Here is a 24,900-nt window from a genome sequence, read left to right as displayed (position 1 = left end):
TTTTGGTATCGGCCGACGTAAAGGGCTACCCTTACGTTTAAAGTCTAATAATAAAAGCGATTAAATACAGATGAATATATCAAAGAAGATCATTCTGGGTTTTGCTGTTCTTGCCATCACAATACTGATCGTAGGGACAGGAGGGATTCAAGGCATTAGCGAGATCAACAAGCAATTGCACGTTGTATCCAATCAATCAATTCCTCAATTGACGGGTAGCTACCAGCAAACGTTAGCGCTCAACCAAGCCAACCAGTCTCTACTCAAATACCTGAACAGCCGAGAAGATAATTTCCAGATACACAGCGAAAATTTTGAGAAGCAATACAGCAATTTCAAGGCAGCGTTGGAACAGCTGAAGAGCACGCAACAGGAAGGCAGTGAGCTCTTCAGCGCTCTCAGCAAAACACAAGATGCTGCACAAAGATATGCCGAAACCGCTCAGCAGGTTCAAGTACTACATGGTGAACGAACACTGTTAAGTAGCGAAATTATTACCGAAACCCAGATGTTCCAAGCACAAATTGACTCGATGTCTAACTGGGGGCAACGCTACCTCACAACCAATCCTCCTCAAGATGCACTTGATAGTATTCGCGTGCTCATGAGAACCGTAAATCGCGTGAGACTTGCCACACGGATATATCAAAAAACCAACAACATCGACACCCTCAAAAAAACAGCACTTAAGCTAAAAAAGCTATTACGCGAAAACTATCAGGCCTTTCTATCATTTGACAAAGAAGCTGAACGCATAGAGGGCATTATTGTTGGCATTGAAAGCTCCATCAATGAAGAGATCGGCCTGTTAGGTGTATATATCCGCCAAGACGATACCAGTAAGCGCCTCCAAATTAAGATGGAAGAAGCAGAATCTCATTTAAACAATGCAGAAACAGCACTAGGTGAAGTACTTAGCCTTTCATATCAACAAACAGAAAGCGCACAAACTCAGGCGGCAGGCACGATCAAAACCAGCCAAGCTCTCATTTATGGTTTGAGTGCTGCAGGCTTATTAATCGCACTACTTGTTGGCTGGATCGTCTTTAATGCCATTCGCAGGCCTCTGACCGTTATACAAACGCAGTTAACTTCTGTAGGCGGTGGCGATTTAACGGTTCGCTTTGATGATCAACGCAAGGACGAGTTTGGCGAGCTCGGCGGCAGTTTGAATACCGTTGTCAGCGGGCTGCAAGATATCCTTCAACAAGTTATTAACAACTCACAAGAACTTTCGCGAGTCGCCGAAGACAATGCCAATATCAGCCGGGAAGCAAAAGCAGCCATGGCGGAACAAAGCCAGCAACTGGAAATGACCTCATCTGCTGCAACGGAGATGGAAAATACCGTATCAGAAGTTTCTCACCACTCAGACTCTACACTGTCGGCCGTGCAACATTGCGAAGAACTCAGCAGTGACGTAGACAACAAAATGGAGCTCACCCGTTCAAGCATTACCTCCCAAGCCTCCGTTATAGAAGAAGCCGTCAATGCATCCAACGAGCTGGAGCAAGATAGCAAGAAGATCGACACCATATTAGAAACGATCAACACCATCGCAGAACAAACCAACCTACTTGCCCTTAATGCTGCCATAGAGGCCGCTCGGGCCGGGGACCATGGTCGCGGATTCGCCGTAGTAGCTGATGAAGTCAGACAGCTTGCCAGCCGTACACAAAACTCCACAGAAGAGATTCAATCTATGGTCGGCAGCATGCAGATGCGGATTCGAAGTGTCGCCGGGCGTATGCATGAAAGCCACGACCAAGCAACGGAATGTGTTGAGTATGCTCAATCCTCCAGCGATGCGCTAAAAGCGATGCGCGCGGCCATAGAGACGATTCGAGATATGAATACCCACATTGCAGAAGCCGCCTCTCAGCAAAGTACGGCCGTACAAGAAGTAAGCCGAACGCTGGTCAGCATCAACCATGCCGCAACCGAGACGGCTGAGGGCGCATCCAAAGCATCAGAAAGCAGCTCAACCTTATTAAGAATTGCCAAGATACAACGAGAACTGATCCAAAGGTTCAGAATCTAAGCAAATTCTTCACGACTTCTGTTGGCAGGGGGGTTAACATAACCCCGCCAACAGGGGATAATAGCCGGTTCCTTATTGATCGTAATTTCCCCGGACCGGTAACAACAGCCAAATGAAACAGCATATTGCAGATCTGATCAGTGCAGCGATTAAAACACTGAGCGACAACGGCACGCTGGCTGCCGATACACAACCGCAGATCATGGTGGAGAACACCCGTGATAAAACCCACGGTGACTTTGCTTCAAACATCGCCCTTACTTTGGCAAAAGCGGCCCGACGAAACCCTCGTGAATTAGCGCAGTTGATTGTAGATGCACTCCCGGAGTCAGACACCTTAGAAAAAACCGAAATCGCAGGACCCGGGTTTATTAACTTCTTTGTTACACAAGCGTCAACCGCAGCTGTTGTTGCGCAGATATTGGCGCAAAAAGACAAATTCGGCCGTGGCCTTGCTAAAGAAACAGCAAGAACACAGGTGGAATTTGTTTCTGCCAACCCGACAGGTCCATTGCATGTTGGCCACGGGCGCGGTGCGGCTTATGGTGCCTCTGTGGCCGATTTACTGGAAGCGGCAGGCGTACCTGTTGAACGTGAGTACTATGTCAATGACGCTGGCCGTCAAATGAATATTCTTGCCACCAGTGTATGGCTTCGCTATCTCGAACAAGCAGGTAACGGTATCACCTTCCCTAGCAACGGCTATAAAGGCGACTATATTTACGACATTGCTGCAGCGGTCCGCAACAACCACAGCGATGCGTTTAACCACTCCCCTGAGGACGTAATGCTAGATATTCCTGCTGACGAACCAGCAGGGGGCGATAAAGAAATACACATTGATGCGCTGATCGAACGTGCAAAAGCGTTACTGGGCGAAGCAGGTTACGCCATCTTCTTTGATGCAGCACTCGACTCCATCTTAACGGATATTCGTGATGACCTGTCTGAGTTCGGCGTCACCTATCAGGAATGGTTTTCAGAACGCAGCCTAACCACCAACGGCGATGTTGATAGCGCACTGAACAAGCTACAAGAAAATGGCTATCTATTCGAAGAGGAAGGCAACCTTTGGTTCCGATCCACTGACTTTGGCGATGATAAAGATCGTGTGGTCCGAAGAGCTAATGGCCAAACCACCTATTTTGCCTCAGACATCGCTTATTTAATGAACAAATTTGAGCGTGGTTTTGACAAAGTACTCTACATTTGGGGCGCGGATCACCATGGCTACATCGCCCGCATGAAAGCAGCCTGCCAAGCATTGGGCTATGATCCAGAAAGACTTCTCGTGCGTTTGGTACAATTTGCCATCCTGTACCGCGGCGAAGAGCGCGTTCAAATGTCCACCCGTTCAGGCTCTTTCGTAACGCTACGCGAACTTCGTGAAGAGGTCAGCAATGATGCCTGCCGCTTCTTCTATGTGACCCGCAAAGCCGATCAACATATGGACTTCGACCTAGAGCTGGCCAAGTCACAGTCAAAAGATAACCCCGTCTATTATATCCAGTACGCTCACGCTCGCGTCTGTTCGGTACAGCGCAAACTTGCAGAGCAAGGCTGGGCTTGGGATCGTGAAGCAGGACTGGCCAATCTAGATAAACTAGACACGGAATATGAGAAAGACCTCATAGCCAAACTATCTAAATACCCAGAAATACTCACTCACTCAGCACTTAACTATGAGCCCCACCAGTTGGCAAACTACCTTCGTGAGTTAGCGAATGACTTCCATTCATATTATAACGCGAACAAAATGCTTATTGAGGAAGCCGACTTGCGCAATGCCCGAGTTACATTGAGCGAAGCCGCTCGACAAGTTATCTATAACGGCCTGACACTCTTAGGCGTCAGCGCGCCTGAGCAGATGTAACCGGGAGAGCATCATGGCTTCACGCAAAGATTTTGTCCAAAAGTCCCGAAAACGCTCAGCGGCCAGCCCTTCTCGGCCAGCTGCTAAACCTAGGACAAAACCCGCGCCCGCTCCACCAAAGCGTAAGCCATGGAAACTCGCTTTATTAAGCCTGCTAGCATTGGCAGGCTTAGTCTATATTCTTAATCAGCTTATCAGTGTCACTCCACAGACTCAGCCTGTCGCGATACAAAAACACTCTGACAGCACATCCCAGAAGCCTATTGCTCAAAAACCACAACCAGTAAAAACACAAACCACAACTAAAGCACCCGCTCCCAAACCACAACAAAAGCCTGCCCCTGCTGCAAGTGCAGACTCGAACGCAACGCCCGTTGTTGAAAACTCAACACCAGCCAGCGAAGAAAGCGTCGGCAATAAATATGAATTCTATGAGCTATTACGTAAAAACGAGGTCACTCCTTCAAAAGTAGAAGCTTATAAATCAACCCCCAAAGATGCCAAGCTGGATAAGCGTTATGTTCTACAAGCGGGCTCATTTAGAAGTGAGTCTGATGCTGAAAAGATGCGGGCACAACTCCTGTTATCCGGACTACCGAACGTACATACCAACAAATCGGATGGGCAAAACGGTGTTTGGTATCGCGTTAGAGTGGGGCCATTTGACAACCGCTCGGCGATGAATAAAGCCCACGACAAACTCGCTCGCCTAAACATTAATGCGATGACAATACGCATAGAATAATGGCTTTTTGTGGTCCACCCTTGAAATACGCCACTAGGCATCCCATATCAAGGGTATTCGAACCTCAATAAGGTCAGTCTCTATGACAACAATTGTATCAGTACGCCGTGGTGATCAGATCGTCGTTGGCGGTGACGGTCAAGTTTCCCTAGGCAACACCGTCATGAAGGGCACCGCCCGCAAAGTAAATTGTCTGCAAAAACATAAAGTTATCACAGGCTTCGCCGGCAGTACCGCTGACGCTATTACCCTACGAGATCTCTTTGAACAACAACTGGATAAGCACCAGGGCAATATTGTTAATGCAGTTATCCACCTCGCAAGGGAGTGGCGAAGTGATCGCGTTTTACGCCGCCTAGAAGCTCTGATGTTAGTTGCCAATGAAGAGAAAACCTATCTACTCTCTGGCACCGGCGATGTCATCGAGCCGGAAGATGGCGTTATCGCAATTGGCTCTGGGGGTAACTATGCTCAAGCAGCCGCGAAAGCCTTACTCGAAAATACTGATTTCAGCGCCAAAGAGATTGTTGAGAAGAGCCTGAATATCGCAGCTGATATTTGTGTATTTACCAACCACAATCTCACTATCGAAACCTTGCCATCCAAAGTGTAAGCCAACTATTCAGGAGCTAAAGATGTCAAATATGACACCCCGTGAGATCGTTCACGAACTGGATCGCCATATCGTTGGCCAACAGGATGCCAAACGCTCTGTTGCGATTGCCCTGCGCAACCGTTGGCGCAGAATGCAGCTTAATGAAGAGCTTCGCGCTGAGGTCACCCCGAAGAATATTTTAATGATTGGGCCAACAGGCGTCGGTAAAACCGAGATTGCCCGCCGTCTGGCAAAATTAGCGAACGCCCCCTTTATTAAGGTGGAGGCCACAAAATTCACCGAAGTAGGTTACGTAGGCCGTGATGTTGAAACGATCGTTAGGGATCTTATCGACATGGCCGTGAAGATGATTCGCGAGCAGGAAACCGAAAAAGTGCGCTTTCGTGCAGAAGATGCAGCAGAAGAGCGCATCCTAGACGCACTGCTTCCACCAGCAAGAACAGACTTCGGTGCTGCAGAGTCCACCCATAAAACTGACAACGCTACCCGTCAGGTCTTCCGTAAAAAGTTACGTGAAGGGCAGTTAGACGACAAAGAGATCGACATTGACATTGCGCCACCCAAAGTTGGTGTCGAAATCATGGCACCTCCCGGCATGGAAGAGATGACCAATCAACTGCAAAGCATGTTCTCTAATTTAGGCGGAGGTCAAAAGCAAAGTCGCCGCATGCCGGTTAAAGAAGCTCTGAAACTCCTGATAGAAGAAGAGGCAGCAGGCCTTATTAAAGAGGAAGATATCAAGCAAAACGCTGTGGAGCTCGTCGAGCAAAATGGTATTGTCTTTCTAGACGAGATCGACAAAGTCTGCAAACGAGCCGATGCAGGTGGTGCGGATGTTTCCCGTGAAGGCGTACAAAGGGATCTATTACCACTCATCGAAGGCAGCACGGTCAATACAAAATATGGCATGGTAAAAACAGATCATATTTTATTTATTGCCTCGGGCGCTTTCCATTTAGCACGCCCTTCAGACTTAATTCCTGAGCTTCAGGGACGTTTACCTATCCGCGTTGAATTAAGCGCGCTCACACCTGAAGATTTTCGCCGTATATTGACAGAACCCAGTGCTTCACTCACTGCGCAATATACCGCACTATTGAAGACTGAAGGCGTTGATGTCAGCTTTACGGATGATGGCATTGCACGTATTGCGGAACTCGCTTTCCAAGTTAACGAGAGTACCGAGAATATTGGCGCACGCCGCTTGCACACCATGATGGAGCGTTTGCTGGAAGATCTTTCCTATCACGCCTCTGACGAAGCGGGCAAACAGATCATTATTGATACGGACTATGTAAACTCCCAGTTAGGCGAACTCAGTCAGGATGAAGATCTCAGTCACTACATTCTGTAAAATGTGACCATAAAGCCAGCTTATCGCTGGCTTTTTTCCTAAGGGGTGAATCATGGTTCCTGATAATATCAAACTACACAAAAAATCCCGCACCTTAGAGCTGGTGTATCCTGATGGCAGTTTTGAATTAAGCGCCGAGTTTTTGCGTGTCCACTCTCCTTCTGCCGAAGTTAGAGGGCATGGAATTGGCAACGGCGTATTACAGACCGGTAAAAAATTCGTCGCCATCAATAGCTTGGAGCCGGCAGGTAATTATGCTCTAAAGATCTTTTTCAGTGATGGCCACGACAGTGGACTTTTCACATGGAGCTATCTACGAGAGCTTTGCACACACCAAACGTCGTACTGGGAACGCTACCTAGCAAAACTGGCCGAGGCAGGAGAAAGCCGAGACGAAGGCCTGATCGGTAAGTTCTAAGCAGGACAAATTACTGTAGGCTAGGTACAATTACCGTCAAATGCACTGGTTGAGCTAAACATAATGAGCGAACAAAACAACAAATCCACTACAGACTTTGGCTTTCGCGAAGTACCCGTCGAAGATAAAGTAAAGCGTGTTGCGGATGTCTTTCACTCTGTCGCTGGTAAGTATGATCTGATGAACGATCTGATGTCAGGTGGTGTTCATCGTCTTTGGAAAAAACTCACCATTGAGCAAAGCGGTGCCCGACGTGGCAATACAATTCTTGATATTGCAGGTGGTACCGGCGACTTGACCATGCGCTTCTCTCGGATTGTAGGCGCTGATGGTAAAGTCGTTTTAGCCGATATCAACGACTCTATGCTAAAAGTAGGTCGCGACCGTCTTATGGACAAAGGCGTAGCCGGTAATGTGGAGTTCGTCCAAGCAAACGCCGAGTGCTTACCCTTCCCGGACAATACGTTTGATATCATTACTATAGCTTTTGGTTTACGCAACGTTACAGATAAAGATGCAGCCTTGCGCTCTATGGCACGTGTTTTAAAACCTGGTGGAAAAGTGATGGTATTGGAGTTTTCCAAAACCGATAATATCGCACTCACAAAGCTGTACGATTTTTACTCCTTCAACATTCTTCCTAAAATGGGACAGATGATTGCAGGAGATGCCGAAAGCTACCAATACCTTGCAGAATCGATCCGTATGCATCCCGATCAGGAAACCCTCAAAGGAATGATGCAAAATGCCGGCTTAGTTAACTGTAAATATCAAAATATGACAGGCGGCATCGTCGCACTACATACTGGGATCAAACCCTGAGGATAGCGCTATGGCAGCGGATATGTTGAACGCTTTTATCCTGACATCCCTTGAAGCGGCAATGAATAAGGCGTTACGCTCAGACCCTGTCACTTGCAGCGCGCTGGCAACTTTAGAGGGTCGTATTATTCAAATACTAGCTGAGGACCTTAATCAATCCGTTTACATTTTGCCGTTTGATCAAGGTGCGCAGCTACAGGCGTATTTGGAAGGCGACGCCGACGTGACTCTCTCTGGCAGCTCAACCCGACTGCTGCAATTACTCACCAGTGACGATAAAGCAGAACACTTCTTTGGTAACGGCATTAATATTCAAGGGGATGCCAGTTTAGCCAATCGTTTCCAAGCATTACTGGCTGATATGCAGATAGACTGGGAGGCCTTGCTTGCCGATGCCGTTGGCGATCTACCGGCACACCAAATTGCCTCTTTTGGGCGCAGCCAACTGACGTTCCTCCAGCAGGCAACTCGCAGCATGAAAGCGAATCTTCAGGAATATATACAGGAAGAGATTGCCGCCTTACCCACACAACCGGAAACCGAGCACTTTCTTCAGCAAGTTGATGAGCTAAGAGAACGCTCTGATCGTTTAGCCGCCCGTATCCAGCGGCTAGAAGAACAACTTTGAATTAAAACGGCTTAACCACGACAAAAATCAGAATCGGGATAAAGATGAGTAAGGGCAGCTCATTAAATAACCGAAAGTACCTGCCACTACGATCCAGCACATCTGCTTGCATCCTCTTTAAGTAGCTATGGCACCAAAAATGATAACCCATAAGCAGCACAACAAAGGCTAGCTTTGCGTGCAGCCAACCACCACTAAAACCGTACCCCAACCACAGCCAGAGCCCCAACCCCAAGGTAAAAATAGCCATAATGGACATAAACCCATATAGCTTTCTTCCCATAATTTGTAACCGAGCAACATCTTGTCCCGCTTCTTTACCTTCAACGTAATGAACGAAGATTCTAGGCAGATAAAAGATACCCGCCATCCAACTCGTCATAGCGAGAATATGAAACATTTTTACCCACAGCATACTGATTCCCTTTAGCAGTCAACTTCTTTTATTAGCAAAGTCTGTTATTTTAACGGCTCTAGCCAATCGTACAAAGGACTTTGCTGTCGAACCCGCTGCTCTGCTGTCTGAATCATCCCTTGGCTTTGTAAGTCTTTTATGATTAAAGGCACCTGCTGACGAAGTGCACTCCGATCCATACCCGGTTGAATACGTTGATCAAAAAGTATTCGAAGTAATAGATCATCTAAGCCACTCAGGAGATTATCGGTAGAATGGTCATTAAATATCGAAGGGAAAACCTTATCGGAATCTCGCGGCAAACCGAGCACTTGCGTTAGCTCTTCAACAATACACGCAACCAGCTTACCGCGCTGTCGGGCACGATCCACTGGAATATAGATTGTGGCCGCCACAATCTCACCACTTTTTTTACCTCTTACACCGGCTAAACAAACGGCATTACTTGTTTGCTTTGCTGTGGGCTTGCCTGAGTACTTCAATGCCATCTCATATAGCTGCTGCTCTTGGGTGAAGAGAACTCGAACATTCGCTAAATGGGCTGAGCTCACTCGTTGAATATTATGTCCCGAAATAAGTTTCAGATGCCGGATATGAGCATTGAGCATACGATCATGTAGCTGCACATCCCCCACTTGGTGATCCACATACACTTTTACTGGCCTCAGCCATTTATGCACGATGGGCTTAGCCCGGCCATCTTCACTGCCTAATGCAACCTCTTCAAAGCTTTGTAATAAGAAAGCAGGCTGTTGCCAATGAATGGATGAAGCGACGGCCGGATGAATAGCAGCCATAACCCAGATAACGAACGAGCGGAAAATAGTGATGCTCAACTGGTCACCTGCGTCTTACAGTTTAAAATACCAGTCAGTTCAACTTCGAGACGGTCACCGCTCTCTATAGGCCCCACACCAGCAGGCGTACCGGTTAACACAACATCCCCAGGTTGCAGCGTAAAAAACTGGCTTATGTAACTGATCAGGGGGACAACCTTGTTCAACATATGACTACTGTTACCATCTTGTCGTACTTCACCGTTAACCCTTAAACGAATCGAAACATCTTGCAAATCTGGCACAAGTGCAGGCTCAACAAAAGCAGACAGCGGGCAAGCACCATCAAACCCTTTTGCTTTTTCCCAAGGGTGGCCTTTCGCTTTTAAGTTATCTTGAACATCCCTTAGAGTAAGATCCAGCCCCAAACCGATACCGGCTATCGCCTGTTTAGCCTCTGCCTCACTGGCATGACACAACGTATTGCCAATAAGAATCGACATCTCGGTTTCAAAGTGGACACTACCCAGCGTCTTCGGTATGGAGAAAGGGCTCTCAAGCTCAACCGCAGAGGTCGCAGGTTTGATGAACAACATAGGTTCTGTCGGTATTGGATTGTTTAACTCTTTCGCATGATCTGCATAGTTACGCCCTACACAGACAACTTTCCCTAACGTCCACGAACATGGCTGCCCATTGGCAAAACGGTGTTGATACGCCATTTTTTATCCCCACGGTTTGGTTATGACATAATAGCCGTTATGCTATACCCTTCTCTCTACGAATCAATAAGAGGATTTACTCATGGCTAAAGCCAGTGCGCGCCATATTCTTGTCGACACACAAGCCCAATGCGAAGAACTAAAACAACAAATTGAGGCCGGTGCAGACTTTGCAGAGATCGCAAAACAGTTTTCTACCTGCCCTTCTGGCCGCCAAGGCGGTGAATTGGGTTCTTTTGGACCAGGCCAAATGGTTCGTGAATTCGATGAAGTCGTCTTTAGTGCTGACCTGAACAAAGTACAAGGTCCAGTGAAAACTCAGTTTGGTTACCACCTTCTGGAAGTGACTAGCCGCTCTTAAGCGGTATCGTAGCGGCATTTCATCATGCCGCTCCTTCATCTAAAAACATCCTGTCCGTTTTTTGCGAGCATCCTCACCGCATTAGACTTATAGTCAGGAGATGAACACACACGAACACTATTATCAGGCACTGATCTCCCGAGACCCTCGGTTTGATGGTGCGTTTTTTGTCGGCGTTTCCAGCACCGGAGTTTATTGTCGGCCAGTCTGCCGTGTTAGAACTCCAAAGCCTGAGAATTGCCATTTTTACGCATCCGCGGCTTTAGCTGAAGCAGCAGGCTATCGCCCGTGCTTACGCTGTCGACCAGAACTCGCCCCAGCCCATACATGGCATGACACGCGAGGGCAGGCTATCATCGCAGCCATAGAAACAGTCGAGCTTGCAGGCCACGGTGTGTGTGATCTAACCTCTGTTGCCAAACATCTTGACCTGAGCACTCGTCATCTAAACCGACTGGCCCTTGATCACTTAGGTGTACCTTTAACACGCTTCCTACAGACTCGTCGCTTACTTAAAGCGAAAAAGCTGCTCACCGAAACACACCTAAGTATCACTGAAATCGCTTTTCTTTGCGGGTTTGGTAGCTTACGTAGTTTGCACCACCACTTTCAAAAAGCATATCGCCTAACGCCCACGGCGATTCGTAAATCTGCTCAGCACAAGAAACCTCCTACAGATAATATATTAAGTTTGATGCTCAGCTATCGACCGCCCTATGATTGGCATGGTCTTATACAATTCTTAGGCAACAGAACCATTGCTAAGGTTGAACATGTGCACGAAGGCGTTTACTACCGTACCGTGCAAGTACACTATCAATCAGCTATTCACCAAGGTTGGTTAGCAGTAAAACCTCACCCTACGATCAACAATGCGCTGAACATCGATATCAGCGAACGCCTAAGTGGGGCGCTTCCTCTGATTTTATATCGCTTACAGCATCAATTTGACCTGCATGCTGACCCAATGCGTATCGATCAAGCATTGGGGGCGCTTGCCGTACCTCATCAAGGAGTGCGTTTGCCAGGAGCTTTTGACGGTTTCGAGATGGCTATACGTGCCATTTTAGGCCAGCAAATCACCGTTAAAGCGGCTCATACCCTCGCAGGTCGCTTCGCTGAAGCCTTTGGGGAAAAAGTAGATACGCCCTTTGAAAATCTTTCGGTTCTGTTTCCCTCCCCTCAAACAGTTGCATCTTTATCTAAAGATGAGATCGCTTCATTAGGCATTATCGGGAAACGGGCCGATACCATCATTACACTTGCTAAAGCGATTGCGGAGGGTAACCTTGATCTATCACCGGCCGCCGCTCCAGAAATGACGATTCAATCGCTTGTTTGCTTACCCGGTATTGGGGACTGGACAGCCCACTATATCGCGATGCGTGCACTACATTGGCCAGATGCCTTCCCCCATAAAGACCTCGGCATTATGAAGGCACTCAATGAAACGCACCCTAAAACCCTATTAGCCACAGCGGAGCAATGGCGACCATGGCGTGCCTATGCTGTCATGCATTTGTGGAAGCGACTGGAGAATCCCCTATGATCACTTACCGTATCTGGACAAGCCCTTTCGGAAAAATATTGGCCACTCAAGAAGGTGGCCAGCTCACAGGGTGCTACCTAATCGGGCAAAAATACCAACCTGAAATCGCCTCATCTTGGTACGAGAATCAAAGCGATTCCCTTTTATGCCAGACAGAAGAACAACTTAATCGCTATGCCGAGCAACCTGACTCACCCTTCACACTACCACTGGCCCCAAAAGGTACCCCTTTTCAGAAAACCGTATGGCAAGCCCTGACACAAATTCCTCCAGGCGAAACCTATTACTATCAAGAATTAGCAGAGAAAATCGGTAAACCTGCATCCGTACGAGCCGTTGCCGCGGCGATAGGAAAGAATCCGCTACTGATCATCATTCCTTGCCACCGCGTTCTCGGCAAAAATGGCAAACTAACAGGGTTTGCAGCAGGACTAGAGCTTAAGCAACACTTATTGGCAATAGAAGCTCAAGCATGACAACTGAGTAAATTTCGCTTGGTTGTTCTTCTGTGCAGCCACATAGACAAACTTAGCGTAACACTCAAAATCAGCAGTGACGCCAGCACTACACCTGGCCACCCCTGCCATTGCCAGAACGGCTGTAGATAAAAACCACCGGAGCTAGCGCCCACATAGTAAAAAACAAGGTACAAAGATGAAGCACTCGCTCTCCCCTCGGTCGCCTGATGACTCACCCAACTACTAGCAGAAGAGTGCGCAAAGAAGAATCCAAAAGCGTTAATGAAAAACCCTGTAATAATTGCAGTAAGCCCCGGAATTAACGTCACTAACGTACCGCTCATAAAAATAACAATGCCTAACAAGATGCAGCGAGGTTGGGATAACGACTGCACGATGCGACCCGACAACGCAGAGCCAATCGTCCCGGTTAGATAGGTTAAAAACAGCAGGCCTAACCATGAAGGTGAAAGATGATAGGGAGCATCCGCCAGTAAGAAAGTGACAAAACTGTACTGATTAATAAAAATAAAAAAGTTTAAACCACCAATCAAATAAGCCACCAATAGCAAAGGATTAGCCAAGTGGCATCCCAATTGACGTACCATCGCCTTCGGTTTAGGGGGCTTTGCAACAAAGTGTTCGGATGCCGGTAGCAAAAAAGCGAATAGCGCGAGTAATAGAAAACTGAGTAGGGTCATGACCAAAAACACCGATGGCCAGTCCAACCACTCACCTACAAAACCACCAATCAAGCGCCCACCGATCCCGCCAAGCGTATTGCCACTAATGTAGAACCCGACAGCTAGCAACATCGCATTACGACGAAACTCATCTCCCATATAAGCAATCGCAATGGCAGGCAATCCACCCAAGCAAAACCCTTGCATACCCCGTAATACAAGTAGCGTTGTGTATTGCTCCGTCTGCGACAGTAGAAATGTGGTTACTACCACGCCCGCCATACTGATCAACATAATATTTTTTCGGCCAAATGCATCAGACAATGGCCCATAAATAAGCAATGAAAAGCCCAACGCCAAGGTTGTTATCGTAAAGCTCCACCCAGCCTGAAGCTCTGAAATCGCAAAATGATTCATCAGCGTTGGCAGGAGCGGCTGAGTTACATAGACATTGGCAAAAATCATAAACGAGCCAAGACATAGCGCTAATGTTGCCCGCCAGAATGCAGTGCTACCGGACTCAATCATCGTTAGAACCCCTCAAAACAGTAGCGCTAACAATAGGCAGTCACTTAGAATCAGTAAAATATATTATTTTTACCTTAGTCATCAAAAATATTGATATGAACCTTAAACAACTACGCTACTTTCATGAAATTAGCCAACAACAAAGCTTTTCCAAGGCAGCAGAGCGGCTGCATATTGCGCAACCGGCTATTAGCATGGCGATGAGTAAACTAGAGAGCGAACTCGGCCTTAGACTATTCCATAGGAATGAGCGAAAAATACGTCTGACCGATGAAGGAAAGCGCCTTTTACCCCATGCAGAAACACTACTAAAGAACCTTAAAGATGCCGAAACCGAGATGTCCGAGCTAAAAGGACTACAAAGGGGCGCAGTGCGCATCGGTATCCCTAGCATGTTGGGGTCGTACTACTTTCCCCCCATCTTGATGGCATTTAAACACCAATACCCACTGCTAAACCTCGAAGTGATTGAAGGCGGCACGGGGCAATTACAACAAATGGTTGAGCGGGGCGAGTTAGATCTTGGTGTTATTGTCTCAGAATTTGTCCCTGAAAACTTACACACCGAACTATTCCTTAGGGAACAAATGCTTGTCACCGTTGCTAAAGATCACCATTTTGCAGCGCAACATGCTATTCCCTATGATGCTTTTTTTGCAGAAGAACTGGTGATGTTCAAAGAGGGCTACTTCCACCGTAAAATCGTTGACCGCATCGCAACCAGCATTGGTGCTAAACCCAATATTGCCTTCGAGACAAACCTGATTCCCTTAATAAAATCCATTGTGAAGCAGGGGTTTGGTATATCTACTCTACTCGGTATGGTGGTAGAGGACGATGCAGACCTTATCTCTATCCCTTTTACCGAGCCAGTATGGCTGGACTTATCAATAGCTTGGGCAAAAGACCGATACCTGTCCCACGCTAACCAAACCTTTGTCGACTTTATGCTAGCGTATCGAAGTAGCCAAACTCCTTCCTAACGACTATGATTCGCGCATTACTAACCGGAGAGTTTTCCCATGCTGAATGTAAACGAGTATTTTGATGGCCAAGTAAAATCCATTGGTTTTGAGAATAAAGAAGGCAACGTCACCGCAGGCGTTATGGCACCTGGCGAGTATGAATTTGGCACTTCCCAAAAAGAGTTAATGAAAGTCGTCAGTGGTGAGTTAATCGTTAAGCTGCCCGGTGCTGCTGAGTTTCAAAGTTTCCCAGCAGGTACTGAGTTTAATGTTGATGCCAACCAGTCTTTCCAATTGAAAGTCGAGCAAGCAACCGCTTACCTTTGCTTCTACAGCTAAACGGCTGCTCGGGTTTGCTGCCAGCCTCTTGTGCTCTGCAGCAAACCTATTCATCATAAATTGAATATTTTTCCAACAATTCCCTCTTTAGACGCAATCCCTTTCATTTATCACTGTGGTAAGATAGCGCCCTTTCACGCTGTCGAGTACTCGGCATTTTTTTCTGACCACTATCGAAGAGTTGCAGAAGATGAGTAAAGCTACCTCTCTGGATAAGAGCAAAATTAAAATTCTGTTGTTGGAAGGCGTACATCAGTCCGCAATCGACACCCTAAACTCCCAAGGCTACACCAACATTGAATTTCACACCGGCTCGCTACCGGAAGAGGAATTACTAGAGCGTATAGCTGACGTGCACTTTATCGGTATTCGCTCCCGCACTCAATTAACTGAGCAAGTGTTTGAAGCCGCTCAGAAATTAGTAGCTGTTGGCTGTTTCTGTATCGGCACTAATCAGGTAGATCTAGCAGCAGCGACTCGTCAAGGTGTGGCTGTCTTCAATGCACCGTATTCTAATACCCGCTCGGTAGCTGAATTAGTACTGGCTGAGGCGATCATTTTGTTACGTGGCGTTGCCGAGAAGAATGCAAAAGCGCACCGTGGAGAATGGCAGAAGTCCGCAAAGAATTCCTATGAGATTCGTGGCAAGAAACTAGGTATCGTAGGTTACGGTAGCATCGGCTCGCAGCTCAGCGTACTGGCTGAAGGGCTAGGCATGGACGTGTACTTCCATGATGTAGTCAATAAACTTACTCTTGGTAATGCGAAACAAACCGCAGATTTGAATGAGCTGCTACGTACATGTGACATCATCTCCCTACACGTGCCTGAAACAGCATCCACTAAAGATATGATGGCAGCTGCTCAATTTGAGCAGATGAAAGATGGCGCTATTTTCATCAACGCAGCCCGTGGTACCGTGGTTGTTATTGATGATCTTTGTGACGCGCTTCGTTCAGGAAAACTCCATGGTGCTGCCATTGATGTATTCCCTGTTGAGCCACGCTCAAACGATGACGAGTTCATCTCTCCGCTACGTGAATTTGATAACGTAATCCTGACACCACATGTTGGTGGTTCCACCATGGAAGCGCAGGAGAACATTGGTTACGAAGTAGCAGAAAAGCTGGTGAAATACAGCGATAACGGCTCTTCTATCACCTCTGTTAACTTCCCTGAAGTGGCGTTGCCTGAGCATCCAAACGTTCACCGTTTGTTGCACGTTCATCGCAATGTGCCAGGCGTGCTTTCAGCCATCAACAACGTATTCTCTGAGAACAACATCAACATCTCTGGTCAGTATTTGCAAACCAATGACAAAGTTGGCTATGTAGTAATTGACGTAGATGCCGATTGCTCGGACGTTGCTCTTGAAAAACTGCTACAGATCGAAGGCACTATTCGCTGCCGTCGTTTGTTCTAATCTTATCTGGGGGCAGCCTTCCCCGCTGCCTCCAGTCGCTTTCCACTTGACGAAGTACTACTTCAACAGCTTCCCACACCTGCATAAACCATGCGTCAGCTTCATTAACTAAATGATGACGTCCTTCATCTATCAAACGCACCACACTGTGGGGATAAATCTTACTGATGATCGAAAGATTGTGTTGCCAGTCAACTGTCGTGTCCGCCGTTCCTTGAATAACGGTTAGCGGATGCTCATTTACCTCTGATTGCTCAATTAACGGTACCCACTCCAGCATCGCACCAATCCAATCGACAGAAACCGTTTGCTGCTGAAGTGGATCCTCATTACGAATAAAGCTCAAGAATGCAGAATCATGGGAGTTATCAGAATAGTATCGTTTAACCCGATTGAGGAAGGGCTTAAGTAATAGGTATTTGGCCTGAATAAGCCGATATTCAGAAGGCCTGACCAAGGGCGCTAACAGGATACGGTGTAGAATCGAATCATCTGATTGGGGGTATAATCGGTGGTGTTCAAGAATAATAGCACCACCCGTACTTTGCCCCACCAATACCATAGGGCCATGATCAGCATGAGGTATTAAGTTAAGCACACGCTGCAATTGCAGCGCGTACTCAGAAAAATGCAAAATAGCATGGGCATCACCCGAGGAAACGCCATGCCCTGGGAGATCATAACTGAGCACATTCCAGTTCAAGGCAAGCAATTGGCGAATAATCTTGGTATACAGCCCAGCATGGTCCATATAACCGTGAACAATAATGACCGTACCAGCGGCTGGTCGTTGTACTTGCTGGTATGAGTAAACGGCAAGCTGATGCTCAGCACTTTCTACTAAGCCAATAGAAACATGATAACTCGATAATATGTTATCTAGTTCATAGATCTTAAAATAATTCTGCCAATCCGATGAAGGCGAAAAACTATGCTCATACGCAAAAACAGGAAGCACATCTCGCAATATTTTCCCTGTGAAAAGGGCCATTAAGATCCTCCTGTGAAAGCCGCACTATTTTTAATTCTTATAGTCAGAGATACTATCAATTAGCACACACCATCAATACGTTACCATTTTTTCAGGGCAACCATGACTAGTATTCGCTTCATCCTCATTTCACTCTTCTTTTGCATTAGTGGCCTGACGTTTGCCGCCAACCAAGATGCCGTAACACAATACAAGCAACGACTTGAACAGATCAATGTCGATGAAAGCAACCCTCTATCTGTTGCCCAAAAAGAGCTATATCAACAAATTCTGAGCGCCTACCAAGAGGCAGTGCAACACGAAGAAAGAGCTGTGCAGCTCAGAAACCTGCTGGAGAGGCAACCTGAAGAAACTAAAAAGTTAGAAGGGTTGCTAAAAGAAGAGGCATCACCGCCTAACTCATTCGCACTCCAAAAATTCAGTCTAGCGGAACTTGAGCAAAAACTCGCCCTAGCAAAAGCTCGCTCTCTTGAACTTGAGCAATCAAGAGACCGATTACGTAAGGAGATAGAACAGAGTGATCAGAAACTTATCTCCCTTCGAGAGACACTCGTTCAACTAAAACAGAAAGCGCTCCCTAACGGTCAGGAGAATGTCGAATTATCAGATGCACTTTTTGCATTGCGCGCTGCGAAAATTCAGGCGCTTGAGTTAGAGATACTGAGTTTACCTGGCCAGAATGAGCATAACCGCCTCAACTTAGAGATTACCAACCGAAAGCTAGACCAAGAGAGCCTGCTCATTATCCAGCTGCAGGACCTTATTCAGTCAAAGCGTCGCGTCGATGCTGAAGAAACCCTACAAAGCCTCAGCGCCGATGATGCTAAAACATCCATGAATCCGCTAATTGCGGCACAACTCTCTGAAAACCAAGCGCTCAGCAAGCAACTAAGGGATGTGCTTGCCGATGGTGAAAAAGCGCTTAAACAACGACGATTTCTTGAAGCAAAGCTCAACCTTGTGAGAGAGAGCTACATCGCCGTACAGCAACAGCTTGAACTGAGTACTAAACCGCTTGGTGTCGAGTTACGCAAATTTACCCGACGACTCACGAAACCCATCAACACAGAAGAGACGCGCGGACAAATTAATCAATTACGATTGATTAATTTGGAGATCGCGCAGCAGCAATTTACAGCAGAGCAACCTGAAAAATCGCTTCCTTTTTTGACAGAAGAGGAAGCCAGTAAGCTGGAGCAATTACTGAATGATAGACGTACACTCTCAAATCGTATTCGCGAGGCAAGTAATCAAACCATTAATGAGCTGTCACAGCTGCTATCGATTCAGGAACAGATTAACAAGCAGATTAAACTCGGTAAGGATTTGATATCCAAACACCTGCTTTGGATTCCAAGCATTTTACCTGTTTCAACCAACTGGTTAACAGAGATCCACCAAGGACTACCTGCTTTACAGAATCTGATACTGCCCAACCAAACGCATACGCTTTGGAAAGCACCCGAAAATTGGCTTCCTGAAGCAGTTGTATTGGTGCTACTTAGCCTTTTGGCAGCCTTTGCAAGAAAGCACTATCGACGTAATGCACTTCGTTGGAAAGAGCAGATTGGCAACGTCATACATGACCGATTTAGTCACACCTTCAATTTAGTTTTGCTTCCATTACTTATTACACTACCGATTCCAGCCAGTATCCTGTTTCTATCGCAAGAGGTGTTCAACACGCTGGCATGGAGCCACGAAGCAATCCCCCTTATCAGTCAGATGCTAGCCGTATTTAGCTGGGCCTATGCAACATTACTATTATGGCTCAACTCCGAACACGGGCTGATGCAACACCACTTTTCGGCACCCGAAAAGCTCTGCAGCACACTGATCAAACTGCTACACCCTCTCTTTTGGATCGCGACCCCATTGGTCACACTGATTCTATTAATTGATGAATCGGACTCTATAACACTTCGTTCAGGTATTGGTCGCTTGGCATTTTTGATGTTGGCGATACTGATTACACTGTTCTGGACCGCCCTTTGGAAAGTTGCCCCGCAGATTAATCAGGTGACTCACAGCACTCATTGGTGGCAACGTGCCCAACTTTGGTTAGCGGGTTTAGTCGGTGTCCACTTACTGATTATTCTGGCGGCTTTTTTGGGCTACGTGTTCACCGGCAGCGTAATCATGCTGATTCTGCTGGTACTTACCAGCATTTTCTATGCGACCTTCATTTTCTTCAAGCTAGGTAACCGCTGGCTGCTGATCGAAGAACGCTGCCTTGCATTCGACCGTGCAAAAGCACGCCGCACAGAAATCCTTGAAGCAAGGGAAAAGAATGAGGATGTTCCGCCTTTAGAAGAGAACTATATCAACCTGCAAACCATCTCTGACCAAGCTAGGGTACTGCTCAAGGCAGCTACGGTGCTCGTGTTCTTTTCATTGGTGTGGCTATTATTGAAAAATGCTCTGCCCACACTGGATGTGCTGGATAAAATCGTACTCTGGAGCAATGATATCACGACCTCAACAGGCATTATTTCGGAGTCGATCACCCTTAAGAACATTCTTTTTAGTATCAGTATTATTGTGCTTTGTATCCTTGCAGCTTATAACCTCCCTGGCCTGCTGGAACTACTCGTACTCAGGCACATAGACTTATCCCCAGGCACCTCCTACGCCATTACCAGCATAACCAAATATATTCTGTTGGTTGTCAGTATTATGGCCGGAGCTTCCCAGTTGGGTCTGGAGTGGGCCAAACTACAATGGCTAGTGGCCGCCTTGGGTGTCGGTTTAGGTTTTGGCTTGCAAGAGATCGTCGCTAACTTTGTCTCCGGTTTGATTCTGTTATTTGAAAAACCGATCCGTATTGGCGATACCGTGACGATCGGTAATTTTTCGGGCACCGTGACACGGATACAAATTCGAGCCACGACTATTGTCGATTGGGATAGAAAAGAGGTGATCATCCCCAATAAAAACTTCGTCACCGACCAATTGATTAACTGGTCTTTGACCGACCCTATCACCCGCCTTGTCATTCCTGTGGGGGTTGCTTACGGATCCGATACCCATCTGGCGCAAGAGCTTCTGCTAGACGTTGCTCATCAGCATCCCAAAGTTCTCAAGGACCCCGAACCTAATGCGTACTTTTTAGCTTTTGGTGCCAGCACGTTGGATATGGAACTGCGCTTATTTGTGAGTAGCATGTCAGATCGTCTGACGACCACTCATGAAATCAATCAAGCCATTGATGCAGCGTTTAAAGCCCATAATATAGAGATTGCCTTCCCGCAACTGGACATACATCTTCACCGAGGCAATAAACCCTGAACGAAAATGTTATTCACAAACGGCAGCCGCTCACTTATTGTCTCTGATCACACTAAATGATCAGAGACACGCCAATGAGTACCGACAAGGGAAAACTAATCTACAGTTGTGATATCGCTGTCCGCTGGGGAGATATGGACGCTTACGGACATGTGAATAACGCCATGTACATGCGATACCTCGAAGAGGCCAGGGTACAATTACTGGCTGAGATGGGCGCATCCATGGACGGGGGCGGCACCGACCCTGTTGTGATTAATGTCGGCTGTACCTTTTTCCAACCTGTCGTCTATCCTGACACGCTCAAAATCAACTGCTACGTTAAAGATCCTGGCCGCTCCAGCTTTATGACGCTATATGAAATTTTTAGTGCATCCAACCCAGAAAGCCCCGTCAGTGAAGGTTACGCCAAGGTCGTCTGGATGGATCATCACAGCGGAAAGTCTGTCCCGCTTCCTGATGCAATTCGCACTAAAATCATCCCCTGATCTTTATGCCCGAAGCTCTCATACTTTAGGCGTGACAGGGGCGACAAACACGTCTTTTTTGATGTATTTTTGCATTGCACAATCCCTGTTGTCTGGGATGTGACTAACCATAACGACCGGCCATGGTTGCCTCGCTCCAGGCTGGACAATATACAATGAGGCATTACTACTATGAGTCAAAGGGTACAGACCGGCGGCCTGAGCGTTGCACAAGGTCTATATGATTTCGTTAACAACGACGCAATTCCTGGTACAGGAATCAGCAACGAACAGTTCTGGGCAGCGCTGGATTCTATTATCCACGACCTAGCGCCACGAAATCGCGAATTATTAGCTAAGCGCGATGATCTGCAAAAACAGATCGATCAGTGGCACTTGAGCCGAAAAGGCCAAGGGTTCGACGCGCAAGCATACAAAGCGTTTCTACAGGAGATTGGCTATCTGCTGCCAGAAGGTGAAGACTTCACAGCAGAAACCAACAATGTCGACCCTGAAATGGCGACGATGGCAGGCCCACAGTTAGTGGTACCTGTGATGAACGCTCGCTTTGCCCTGAACGCTGCAAATGCACGCTGGGGTAGCCTATACGATGCGCTCTACGGCACCGACGCCATCTCGTCAGAAGGCGGCGCAGAAGCTGGCAGCAGCTATAACCCGGTTCGCGGCGCAAAAACCATTGCTTTTGCACGCAGCTTTTTAGACGAAGCGGCACCATTATCCGCAGGCTCTCACAAAGACTCTGCTGGCTATAGTATCCAGAATGGACAACTGGTTATCTCCTTACGTGATGGCAGCGAGTCGGCTCTGGCACAACCAGAAAAACTCGTAGGCTTTATCGGCGAAGCAGGCGACCCTGACAGCATTCTTCTGAAAAATAACGGCCTGCATTTTGAGATCCAGATCGACCGTAACAGCCAAATCGGTAAAGATGACGCTGCTGGTGTAAAAGATATCGTCATGGAGTCTGCGCTAACCACGATTATGGACTGTGAAGACTCCGTTGCTGCTGTGGATGCTGACGACAAAATCGTTGTATACCGTAATTGGTTGGGCCTCATGAAAGGAGACCTGTCTGAGGATGTGAGCAAAGGCGGTAAAACCTTTACCCGTGTTATGAATCCTGATCGTGAATACACCGCTCTGGACGGCAGCACGATAACACTGAAAGGCCGCAGCCTAATGTTCGTGCGTAACGTAGGTCATTTAATGACCAACAGCGCCATCATCGACAAAGAGGGTAATGAAGTACCAGAAGGCATTATGGACGCCATGATGACCACACTGGTGTCGTTACACGATATGAAGGGCTTAGGTAAGTTCCGCAATACGGTTACCGGCTCCATGTATATCGTAAAACCGAAAATGCATGGCCCTGAAGAGGTTGCCTTCTCTAACGAACTGTTCGGGCGCGTCGAAGACGCACTTGGTCTCGATCGTTATACCCTGAAAATGGGTATTATGGATGAAGAACGTCGTACTACCGTTAACCTGAAAGAGTGCATCCGCGCCGCTAAAGAACGTGTGGTCTTTATCAATACAGGCTTCCTTGACCGTACCGGCGACGAAATCCATACCTCTATGGAAGCTGGTCCAATGGTTCGTAAAGGGGACATGAAAGCCGCGAAATGGATCAGCGCTTATGAAGACTGGAACGTTGATACTGGCTTGATGTGCGGTTTAAGCGGTCGCGCGCAAATTGGTAAAGGCATGTGGGCAATCCCTGACCAGATGGCTAACATGCTGGAAGCTAAAATTGCACACCCAATGTCGGGGGCTAATACCGCATGGGTTCCGTCACCAACAGCGGCAACACTCCATGCTTTGCACTACCATAAAGTCGATGTGTTTGCCCGTCAGACTGAGTTGCGCAGTCGTCCGCGCGCAAGCTTGGATGATATCCTTACGATCCCGGTTGAAGCCAATCCAAGCTGGTCAGCTGAAGAGGTTCAGCAAGAATTGGATAACAATGCTCAAGGCCTATTAGGCTATGTGGTGCGTTGGGTAGACGGTGGTGTAGGTTGCTCAAAAGTACCCGACATTAACAATGTTGGCTTGATGGAAGACCGCGCAACACTTCGAATCTCCAGCCAACACATCACTAACTGGCTGCACCATGGCATCTGTACCAAAGAGCAGGTAATGGAAACCCTCAAGCGCATGGCAGCAGTGGTCGACGGTCAGAATGCAGGTGATCCAACCTATCGCCCAATGGCGACTGATTTTGACGGCAGCGTTGCCTTTGCAGCAGCGTGCGAATTGATCTTTGAAGGTTGTGCACAGCCTGCCGGTTATACCGAGCCCGTGCTGCACCGTCGTCGTATCGAGGCTAAAGCCAAGTTTGGTATTTAAAATCTAGTCTTACACAAAAAGCCACCGACCGGTGGCTTTTTTATACCCGTCACTTAAAACCAGCGTTTTTTCTTAAACAACCAAACCAAACCAGCCGCCAGTAGCAACATCACCCCGAGCAGTACAAAGTATCCATAACGGTAATGCAGCTCCGGTATATGCTCGAAATTCATTCCATACAAGCCAGCCAGAAAGCTCAAAGGTACAAAAATCGCCGTGATGACTGTTAATACACGCATCGTGTTATTTAGCTGATGAGAGGTAATCGACAGATAGCCATTGATTAGATCACCACAAATATCGTAGTGCATCCGCGAGAGACTATAGAGGCGTTCAAATCGATCATTCAAATCGTTAATGCGGTGCTGGCTCTCTTGTGAACAACTGACCGGCAATCCCCCCTCCTCCTCTGTGACTAAGCAGTGAGAAATAGAAAGGTGGTAATTAAAGGTTCTTATTAGCTTCAATAGCCGGGATTGATAACTGGTGAGCTCACGTAAAGTTTGATCATTACCAGCATTCAGCAGTACATCCTCAAGAGTCGCTAGCGTTTCATCAAATTCTAATATCGACTCCAAATAAATGCCTGCCGATAAGTGCATGATTTTACAAGCCAAATCCAAAGGGATATTAATTAACGACTGGATATTGCCCTGTAAAACTTTATTGATCCCCTGTACCTCTCGCCGATGAACACTGATCAACAGGTTTTCCGATATAAAAAAAGCAATCTGCTGGTGCTCAAAAGAGAGCGTATCCTCCACCTGATGAATACCTCGGTAAAGGATAAAAATCTGATCATCAAAATACTCTATCTTAGGCGGATGTCGATGGCGCAAAGTATCCCCTATCGCCAACTCATGGCAATGCAATGCAGTCAACAGTGTTTTTATTAACTGATCATCATTGGAGTAGAGATCCACCCAAACGGGCTCTGTCACCTCAGGTAACAGATCCAGCAGCTCACTCACCTGTGTACATTGTTTTTCAGGCTTATTAACATACCTAATCGTAATCACTACATCTCTCCCTCAAGGCCATAAGCTGATGACTAGCTCCAAACACCGT

The 24,900-nt window shown here is 47.1% G+C and carries 23 protein-coding genes; 17 read left to right on the top strand and 6 right to left on the bottom strand.

The window, feature by feature from the left end; all coding sequences use genetic code 11:
* Window positions 1–70: 70 nt before the first annotated feature.
* From F0U83_RS01715 to F0U83_RS01680, 8 genes are all read left to right on the top strand, one after another.
* The gene (locus F0U83_RS01715) at window positions 71–2,041 is read left to right on the top strand and encodes a HAMP domain-containing methyl-accepting chemotaxis protein (protein WP_138986229.1); all 1,971 of its coding nucleotides are present in this window, start codon (window positions 71–73) and stop codon (window positions 2,039–2,041) included.
* A 112-nt stretch (window positions 2,042–2,153) separates the two neighbouring features.
* Entirely contained in the window at window positions 2,154–3,914 is a 1,761-nt protein-coding gene (gene argS / locus F0U83_RS01710; RefSeq protein WP_138986228.1) for an arginine--tRNA ligase, read from the top strand.
* 13 nt (window positions 3,915–3,927) lie between these two features.
* Window positions 3,928–4,659 (top strand): SPOR domain-containing protein, encoded by a 732-nt coding sequence (locus tag F0U83_RS01705; RefSeq protein WP_138986227.1) that lies wholly within the window; start codon window positions 3,928–3,930, stop codon window positions 4,657–4,659.
* 82 nt (window positions 4,660–4,741) lie between these two features.
* Window positions 4,742–5,272, top strand: a complete 531-nt coding sequence (hslV, locus tag F0U83_RS01700; RefSeq protein ID WP_138986226.1) for an ATP-dependent protease subunit HslV — start codon at window positions 4,742–4,744, stop codon at window positions 5,270–5,272.
* Between the two features lie 22 nt (window positions 5,273–5,294).
* Complete coding sequence (gene hslU / locus F0U83_RS01695; RefSeq protein ID WP_138986225.1) at window positions 5,295–6,629, top strand: HslU--HslV peptidase ATPase subunit; 1,335 nt, start codon at window positions 5,295–5,297, stop codon at window positions 6,627–6,629.
* A gap of 52 nt (window positions 6,630–6,681) precedes the next feature.
* On the top strand, window positions 6,682–7,047 hold the full coding sequence (locus F0U83_RS01690; RefSeq protein ID WP_138986224.1) for a gamma-butyrobetaine hydroxylase family protein: 366 nt from the start codon (window positions 6,682–6,684) through the stop codon (window positions 7,045–7,047).
* A 63-nt stretch (window positions 7,048–7,110) separates the two neighbouring features.
* Window positions 7,111–7,869 (top strand): bifunctional demethylmenaquinone methyltransferase/2-methoxy-6-polyprenyl-1,4-benzoquinol methylase UbiE, encoded by a 759-nt coding sequence (ubiE, locus tag F0U83_RS01685; protein ID WP_138986223.1) that lies wholly within the window; start codon window positions 7,111–7,113, stop codon window positions 7,867–7,869.
* Window positions 7,870–7,879: 10 nt separating this feature from the next.
* Window positions 7,880–8,497, top strand: a complete 618-nt coding sequence (locus F0U83_RS01680) for a ubiquinone biosynthesis accessory factor UbiJ (protein WP_138986222.1) — start codon at window positions 7,880–7,882, stop codon at window positions 8,495–8,497.
* A 1-nt stretch (window position 8,498) separates the two neighbouring features.
* Here F0U83_RS01680 and F0U83_RS01675 read toward each other — a convergent pair whose 3' ends face one another.
* From F0U83_RS01675 to F0U83_RS01665, 3 genes are read right to left on the bottom strand one after another with little or no spacing between them, the layout of a single operon-like run.
* Complete coding sequence (locus F0U83_RS01675) at window positions 8,499–8,912, bottom strand: CopD family protein (RefSeq protein WP_138986221.1); 414 nt, start codon at window positions 8,910–8,912, stop codon at window positions 8,499–8,501.
* A 44-nt stretch (window positions 8,913–8,956) separates the two neighbouring features.
* Window positions 8,957–9,748, bottom strand: coding sequence for a DUF2927 domain-containing protein (locus tag F0U83_RS01670; protein ID WP_138986220.1), 792 nt, complete (start codon window positions 9,746–9,748; stop codon window positions 8,957–8,959).
* Window positions 9,745–10,410 carry a fumarylacetoacetate hydrolase family protein gene (locus F0U83_RS01665; protein ID WP_138986219.1) on the bottom strand — a complete coding sequence of 222 codons (666 nt, stop codon included), beginning with the start codon at window positions 10,408–10,410 and terminating at the stop codon, window positions 9,745–9,747. Before F0U83_RS01665 ends, F0U83_RS01670 begins: the two co-directional genes overlap by 4 nt.
* A gap of 82 nt (window positions 10,411–10,492) precedes the next feature.
* On the opposite strand from F0U83_RS01665, the gene F0U83_RS01660 reads away from it, so the two are divergent.
* From F0U83_RS01660 to F0U83_RS01650, 3 genes are all read left to right on the top strand, one after another.
* Window positions 10,493–10,771, top strand: a complete 279-nt coding sequence (locus F0U83_RS01660) for a peptidylprolyl isomerase (protein ID WP_138986218.1) — start codon at window positions 10,493–10,495, stop codon at window positions 10,769–10,771.
* A 100-nt stretch (window positions 10,772–10,871) separates the two neighbouring features.
* Window positions 10,872–12,320 carry a DNA-3-methyladenine glycosylase 2 family protein gene (locus F0U83_RS01655; RefSeq protein WP_138986217.1) on the top strand — a complete coding sequence of 483 codons (1,449 nt, stop codon included), beginning with the start codon at window positions 10,872–10,874 and terminating at the stop codon, window positions 12,318–12,320.
* Window positions 12,317–12,796 (top strand): methylated-DNA--[protein]-cysteine S-methyltransferase, encoded by a 480-nt coding sequence (locus tag F0U83_RS01650; protein WP_138986216.1) that lies wholly within the window; start codon window positions 12,317–12,319, stop codon window positions 12,794–12,796. Before F0U83_RS01655 ends, F0U83_RS01650 begins: the two co-directional genes overlap by 4 nt.
* Here F0U83_RS01650 and F0U83_RS01645 read toward each other — a convergent pair.
* Window positions 12,787–13,989 carry an MFS transporter gene (locus tag F0U83_RS01645; protein ID WP_138986215.1) on the bottom strand — a complete coding sequence of 401 codons (1,203 nt, stop codon included), beginning with the start codon at window positions 13,987–13,989 and terminating at the stop codon, window positions 12,787–12,789. The two genes, F0U83_RS01650 and F0U83_RS01645, sit on opposite strands and share 10 nt — an antisense overlap.
* Before the next feature lie 95 nt (window positions 13,990–14,084).
* Between F0U83_RS01645 and F0U83_RS01640 the strand changes: the two genes are divergently transcribed.
* The 3 genes from F0U83_RS01640 to serA all read left to right on the top strand — a co-directional run bounded on the left by F0U83_RS01640 (window position 14,085) and on the right by serA (window position 16,716).
* A complete protein-coding gene (locus F0U83_RS01640; protein WP_138986214.1) occupies window positions 14,085–14,972 on the top strand; it encodes a LysR family transcriptional regulator in 888 nt (295 codons plus the stop codon).
* Between the two features lie 39 nt (window positions 14,973–15,011).
* Window positions 15,012–15,293, top strand: coding sequence for a pyrimidine/purine nucleoside phosphorylase (gene ppnP / locus F0U83_RS01635; protein ID WP_211343603.1), 282 nt, complete (start codon window positions 15,012–15,014; stop codon window positions 15,291–15,293).
* Between the two features lie 190 nt (window positions 15,294–15,483).
* Window positions 15,484–16,716 (top strand): phosphoglycerate dehydrogenase, encoded by a 1,233-nt coding sequence (gene serA, locus F0U83_RS01630; protein ID WP_138986213.1) that lies wholly within the window; start codon window positions 15,484–15,486, stop codon window positions 16,714–16,716.
* Here the strand turns inward: serA and F0U83_RS01625 are convergent.
* A complete protein-coding gene (locus F0U83_RS01625) occupies window positions 16,691–17,707 on the bottom strand; it encodes an alpha/beta hydrolase (RefSeq protein ID WP_138986212.1) in 1,017 nt (338 codons plus the stop codon). The genes serA and F0U83_RS01625 overlap by 26 nt on opposite strands.
* Before the next feature lie 102 nt (window positions 17,708–17,809).
* On the opposite strand from F0U83_RS01625, the gene F0U83_RS01620 reads away from it, so the two are divergent.
* From F0U83_RS01620 to F0U83_RS01610, 3 genes are all read left to right on the top strand, one after another.
* Window positions 17,810–20,995: a mechanosensitive ion channel domain-containing protein gene (locus tag F0U83_RS01620; RefSeq protein WP_138986211.1), complete on the top strand. Its 3,186-nt coding sequence runs from the start codon at window positions 17,810–17,812 to the stop codon at window positions 20,993–20,995.
* Window positions 20,996–21,069: 74 nt separating this feature from the next.
* Window positions 21,070–21,483, top strand: a complete 414-nt coding sequence (locus F0U83_RS01615; RefSeq protein ID WP_138986210.1) for an acyl-CoA thioesterase — start codon at window positions 21,070–21,072, stop codon at window positions 21,481–21,483.
* Window positions 21,484–21,654: 171 nt separating this feature from the next.
* On the top strand, window positions 21,655–23,832 hold the full coding sequence (locus F0U83_RS01610) for a malate synthase G (protein ID WP_138986209.1): 2,178 nt from the start codon (window positions 21,655–21,657) through the stop codon (window positions 23,830–23,832).
* Window positions 23,833–23,885: 53 nt separating this feature from the next.
* Here F0U83_RS01610 and F0U83_RS01605 read toward each other — a convergent pair whose 3' ends face one another.
* Complete coding sequence (locus tag F0U83_RS01605) at window positions 23,886–24,851, bottom strand: magnesium transporter CorA family protein (protein ID WP_138986208.1); 966 nt, start codon at window positions 24,849–24,851, stop codon at window positions 23,886–23,888.
* Between the last annotated feature and the right edge of the window lie 49 nt (window positions 24,852–24,900).

It is taken from the genome of Neptunomonas concharum (assembly GCF_008630635.1).
Taxonomy (GTDB): Bacteria; Pseudomonadota; Gammaproteobacteria; order Pseudomonadales; family Balneatricaceae; genus Neptunomonas; species Neptunomonas concharum.
Note: the sequence above shows the minus strand (reverse complement) of the source record. Positions and strands in the feature narration are given on the sequence as shown.

What these genes read in the sequence shown, in the direction of transcription:
- F0U83_RS01715 (WP_138986229.1), top strand. Translation starts at nt 71, where the DNA reads ATGAATATATCAAAGAAGATCATTCTGGGTTTTGCTGTTCTTGCCATC.
- argS (WP_138986228.1), top strand. Translation starts at nt 2,154, where the DNA reads ATGAAACAGCATATTGCAGATCTGATCAGTGCAGCGATTAAAACACTG.
- F0U83_RS01705 (WP_138986227.1), top strand. Translation starts at nt 3,928, where the DNA reads ATGGCTTCACGCAAAGATTTTGTCCAAAAGTCCCGAAAACGCTCAGCG.
- hslV (WP_138986226.1), top strand. Translation starts at nt 4,742, where the DNA reads ATGACAACAATTGTATCAGTACGCCGTGGTGATCAGATCGTCGTTGGC.
- hslU (WP_138986225.1), top strand. Translation starts at nt 5,295, where the DNA reads ATGTCAAATATGACACCCCGTGAGATCGTTCACGAACTGGATCGCCAT.
- F0U83_RS01690 (WP_138986224.1), top strand. Translation starts at nt 6,682, where the DNA reads ATGGTTCCTGATAATATCAAACTACACAAAAAATCCCGCACCTTAGAG.
- ubiE (WP_138986223.1), top strand. Translation starts at nt 7,111, where the DNA reads ATGAGCGAACAAAACAACAAATCCACTACAGACTTTGGCTTTCGCGAA.
- F0U83_RS01680 (WP_138986222.1), top strand. Translation starts at nt 7,880, where the DNA reads ATGGCAGCGGATATGTTGAACGCTTTTATCCTGACATCCCTTGAAGCG.
- F0U83_RS01675 (WP_138986221.1), bottom strand. Translation starts at nt 8,912, where the DNA reads ATGCTGTGGGTAAAAATGTTTCATATTCTCGCTATGACGAGTTGGATG.
- F0U83_RS01665 (WP_138986219.1), bottom strand. Translation starts at nt 10,410, where the DNA reads ATGGCGTATCAACACCGTTTTGCCAATGGGCAGCCATGTTCGTGGACG.
- F0U83_RS01660 (WP_138986218.1), top strand. Translation starts at nt 10,493, where the DNA reads ATGGCTAAAGCCAGTGCGCGCCATATTCTTGTCGACACACAAGCCCAA.
- F0U83_RS01655 (WP_138986217.1), top strand. Translation starts at nt 10,872, where the DNA reads ATGAACACACACGAACACTATTATCAGGCACTGATCTCCCGAGACCCT.
- F0U83_RS01650 (WP_138986216.1), top strand. Translation starts at nt 12,317, where the DNA reads ATGATCACTTACCGTATCTGGACAAGCCCTTTCGGAAAAATATTGGCC.
- F0U83_RS01645 (WP_138986215.1), bottom strand. Translation starts at nt 13,989, where the DNA reads ATGATTGAGTCCGGTAGCACTGCATTCTGGCGGGCAACATTAGCGCTA.
- F0U83_RS01640 (WP_138986214.1), top strand. Translation starts at nt 14,085, where the DNA reads ATGAACCTTAAACAACTACGCTACTTTCATGAAATTAGCCAACAACAA.
- ppnP (WP_211343603.1), top strand. Translation starts at nt 15,012, where the DNA reads ATGCTGAATGTAAACGAGTATTTTGATGGCCAAGTAAAATCCATTGGT.
- serA (WP_138986213.1), top strand. Translation starts at nt 15,484, where the DNA reads ATGAGTAAAGCTACCTCTCTGGATAAGAGCAAAATTAAAATTCTGTTG.
- F0U83_RS01625 (WP_138986212.1), bottom strand. Translation starts at nt 17,707, where the DNA reads ATGGCCCTTTTCACAGGGAAAATATTGCGAGATGTGCTTCCTGTTTTT.
- F0U83_RS01620 (WP_138986211.1), top strand. Translation starts at nt 17,810, where the DNA reads ATGACTAGTATTCGCTTCATCCTCATTTCACTCTTCTTTTGCATTAGT.
- F0U83_RS01615 (WP_138986210.1), top strand. Translation starts at nt 21,070, where the DNA reads ATGAGTACCGACAAGGGAAAACTAATCTACAGTTGTGATATCGCTGTC.
- F0U83_RS01610 (WP_138986209.1), top strand. Translation starts at nt 21,655, where the DNA reads ATGAGTCAAAGGGTACAGACCGGCGGCCTGAGCGTTGCACAAGGTCTA.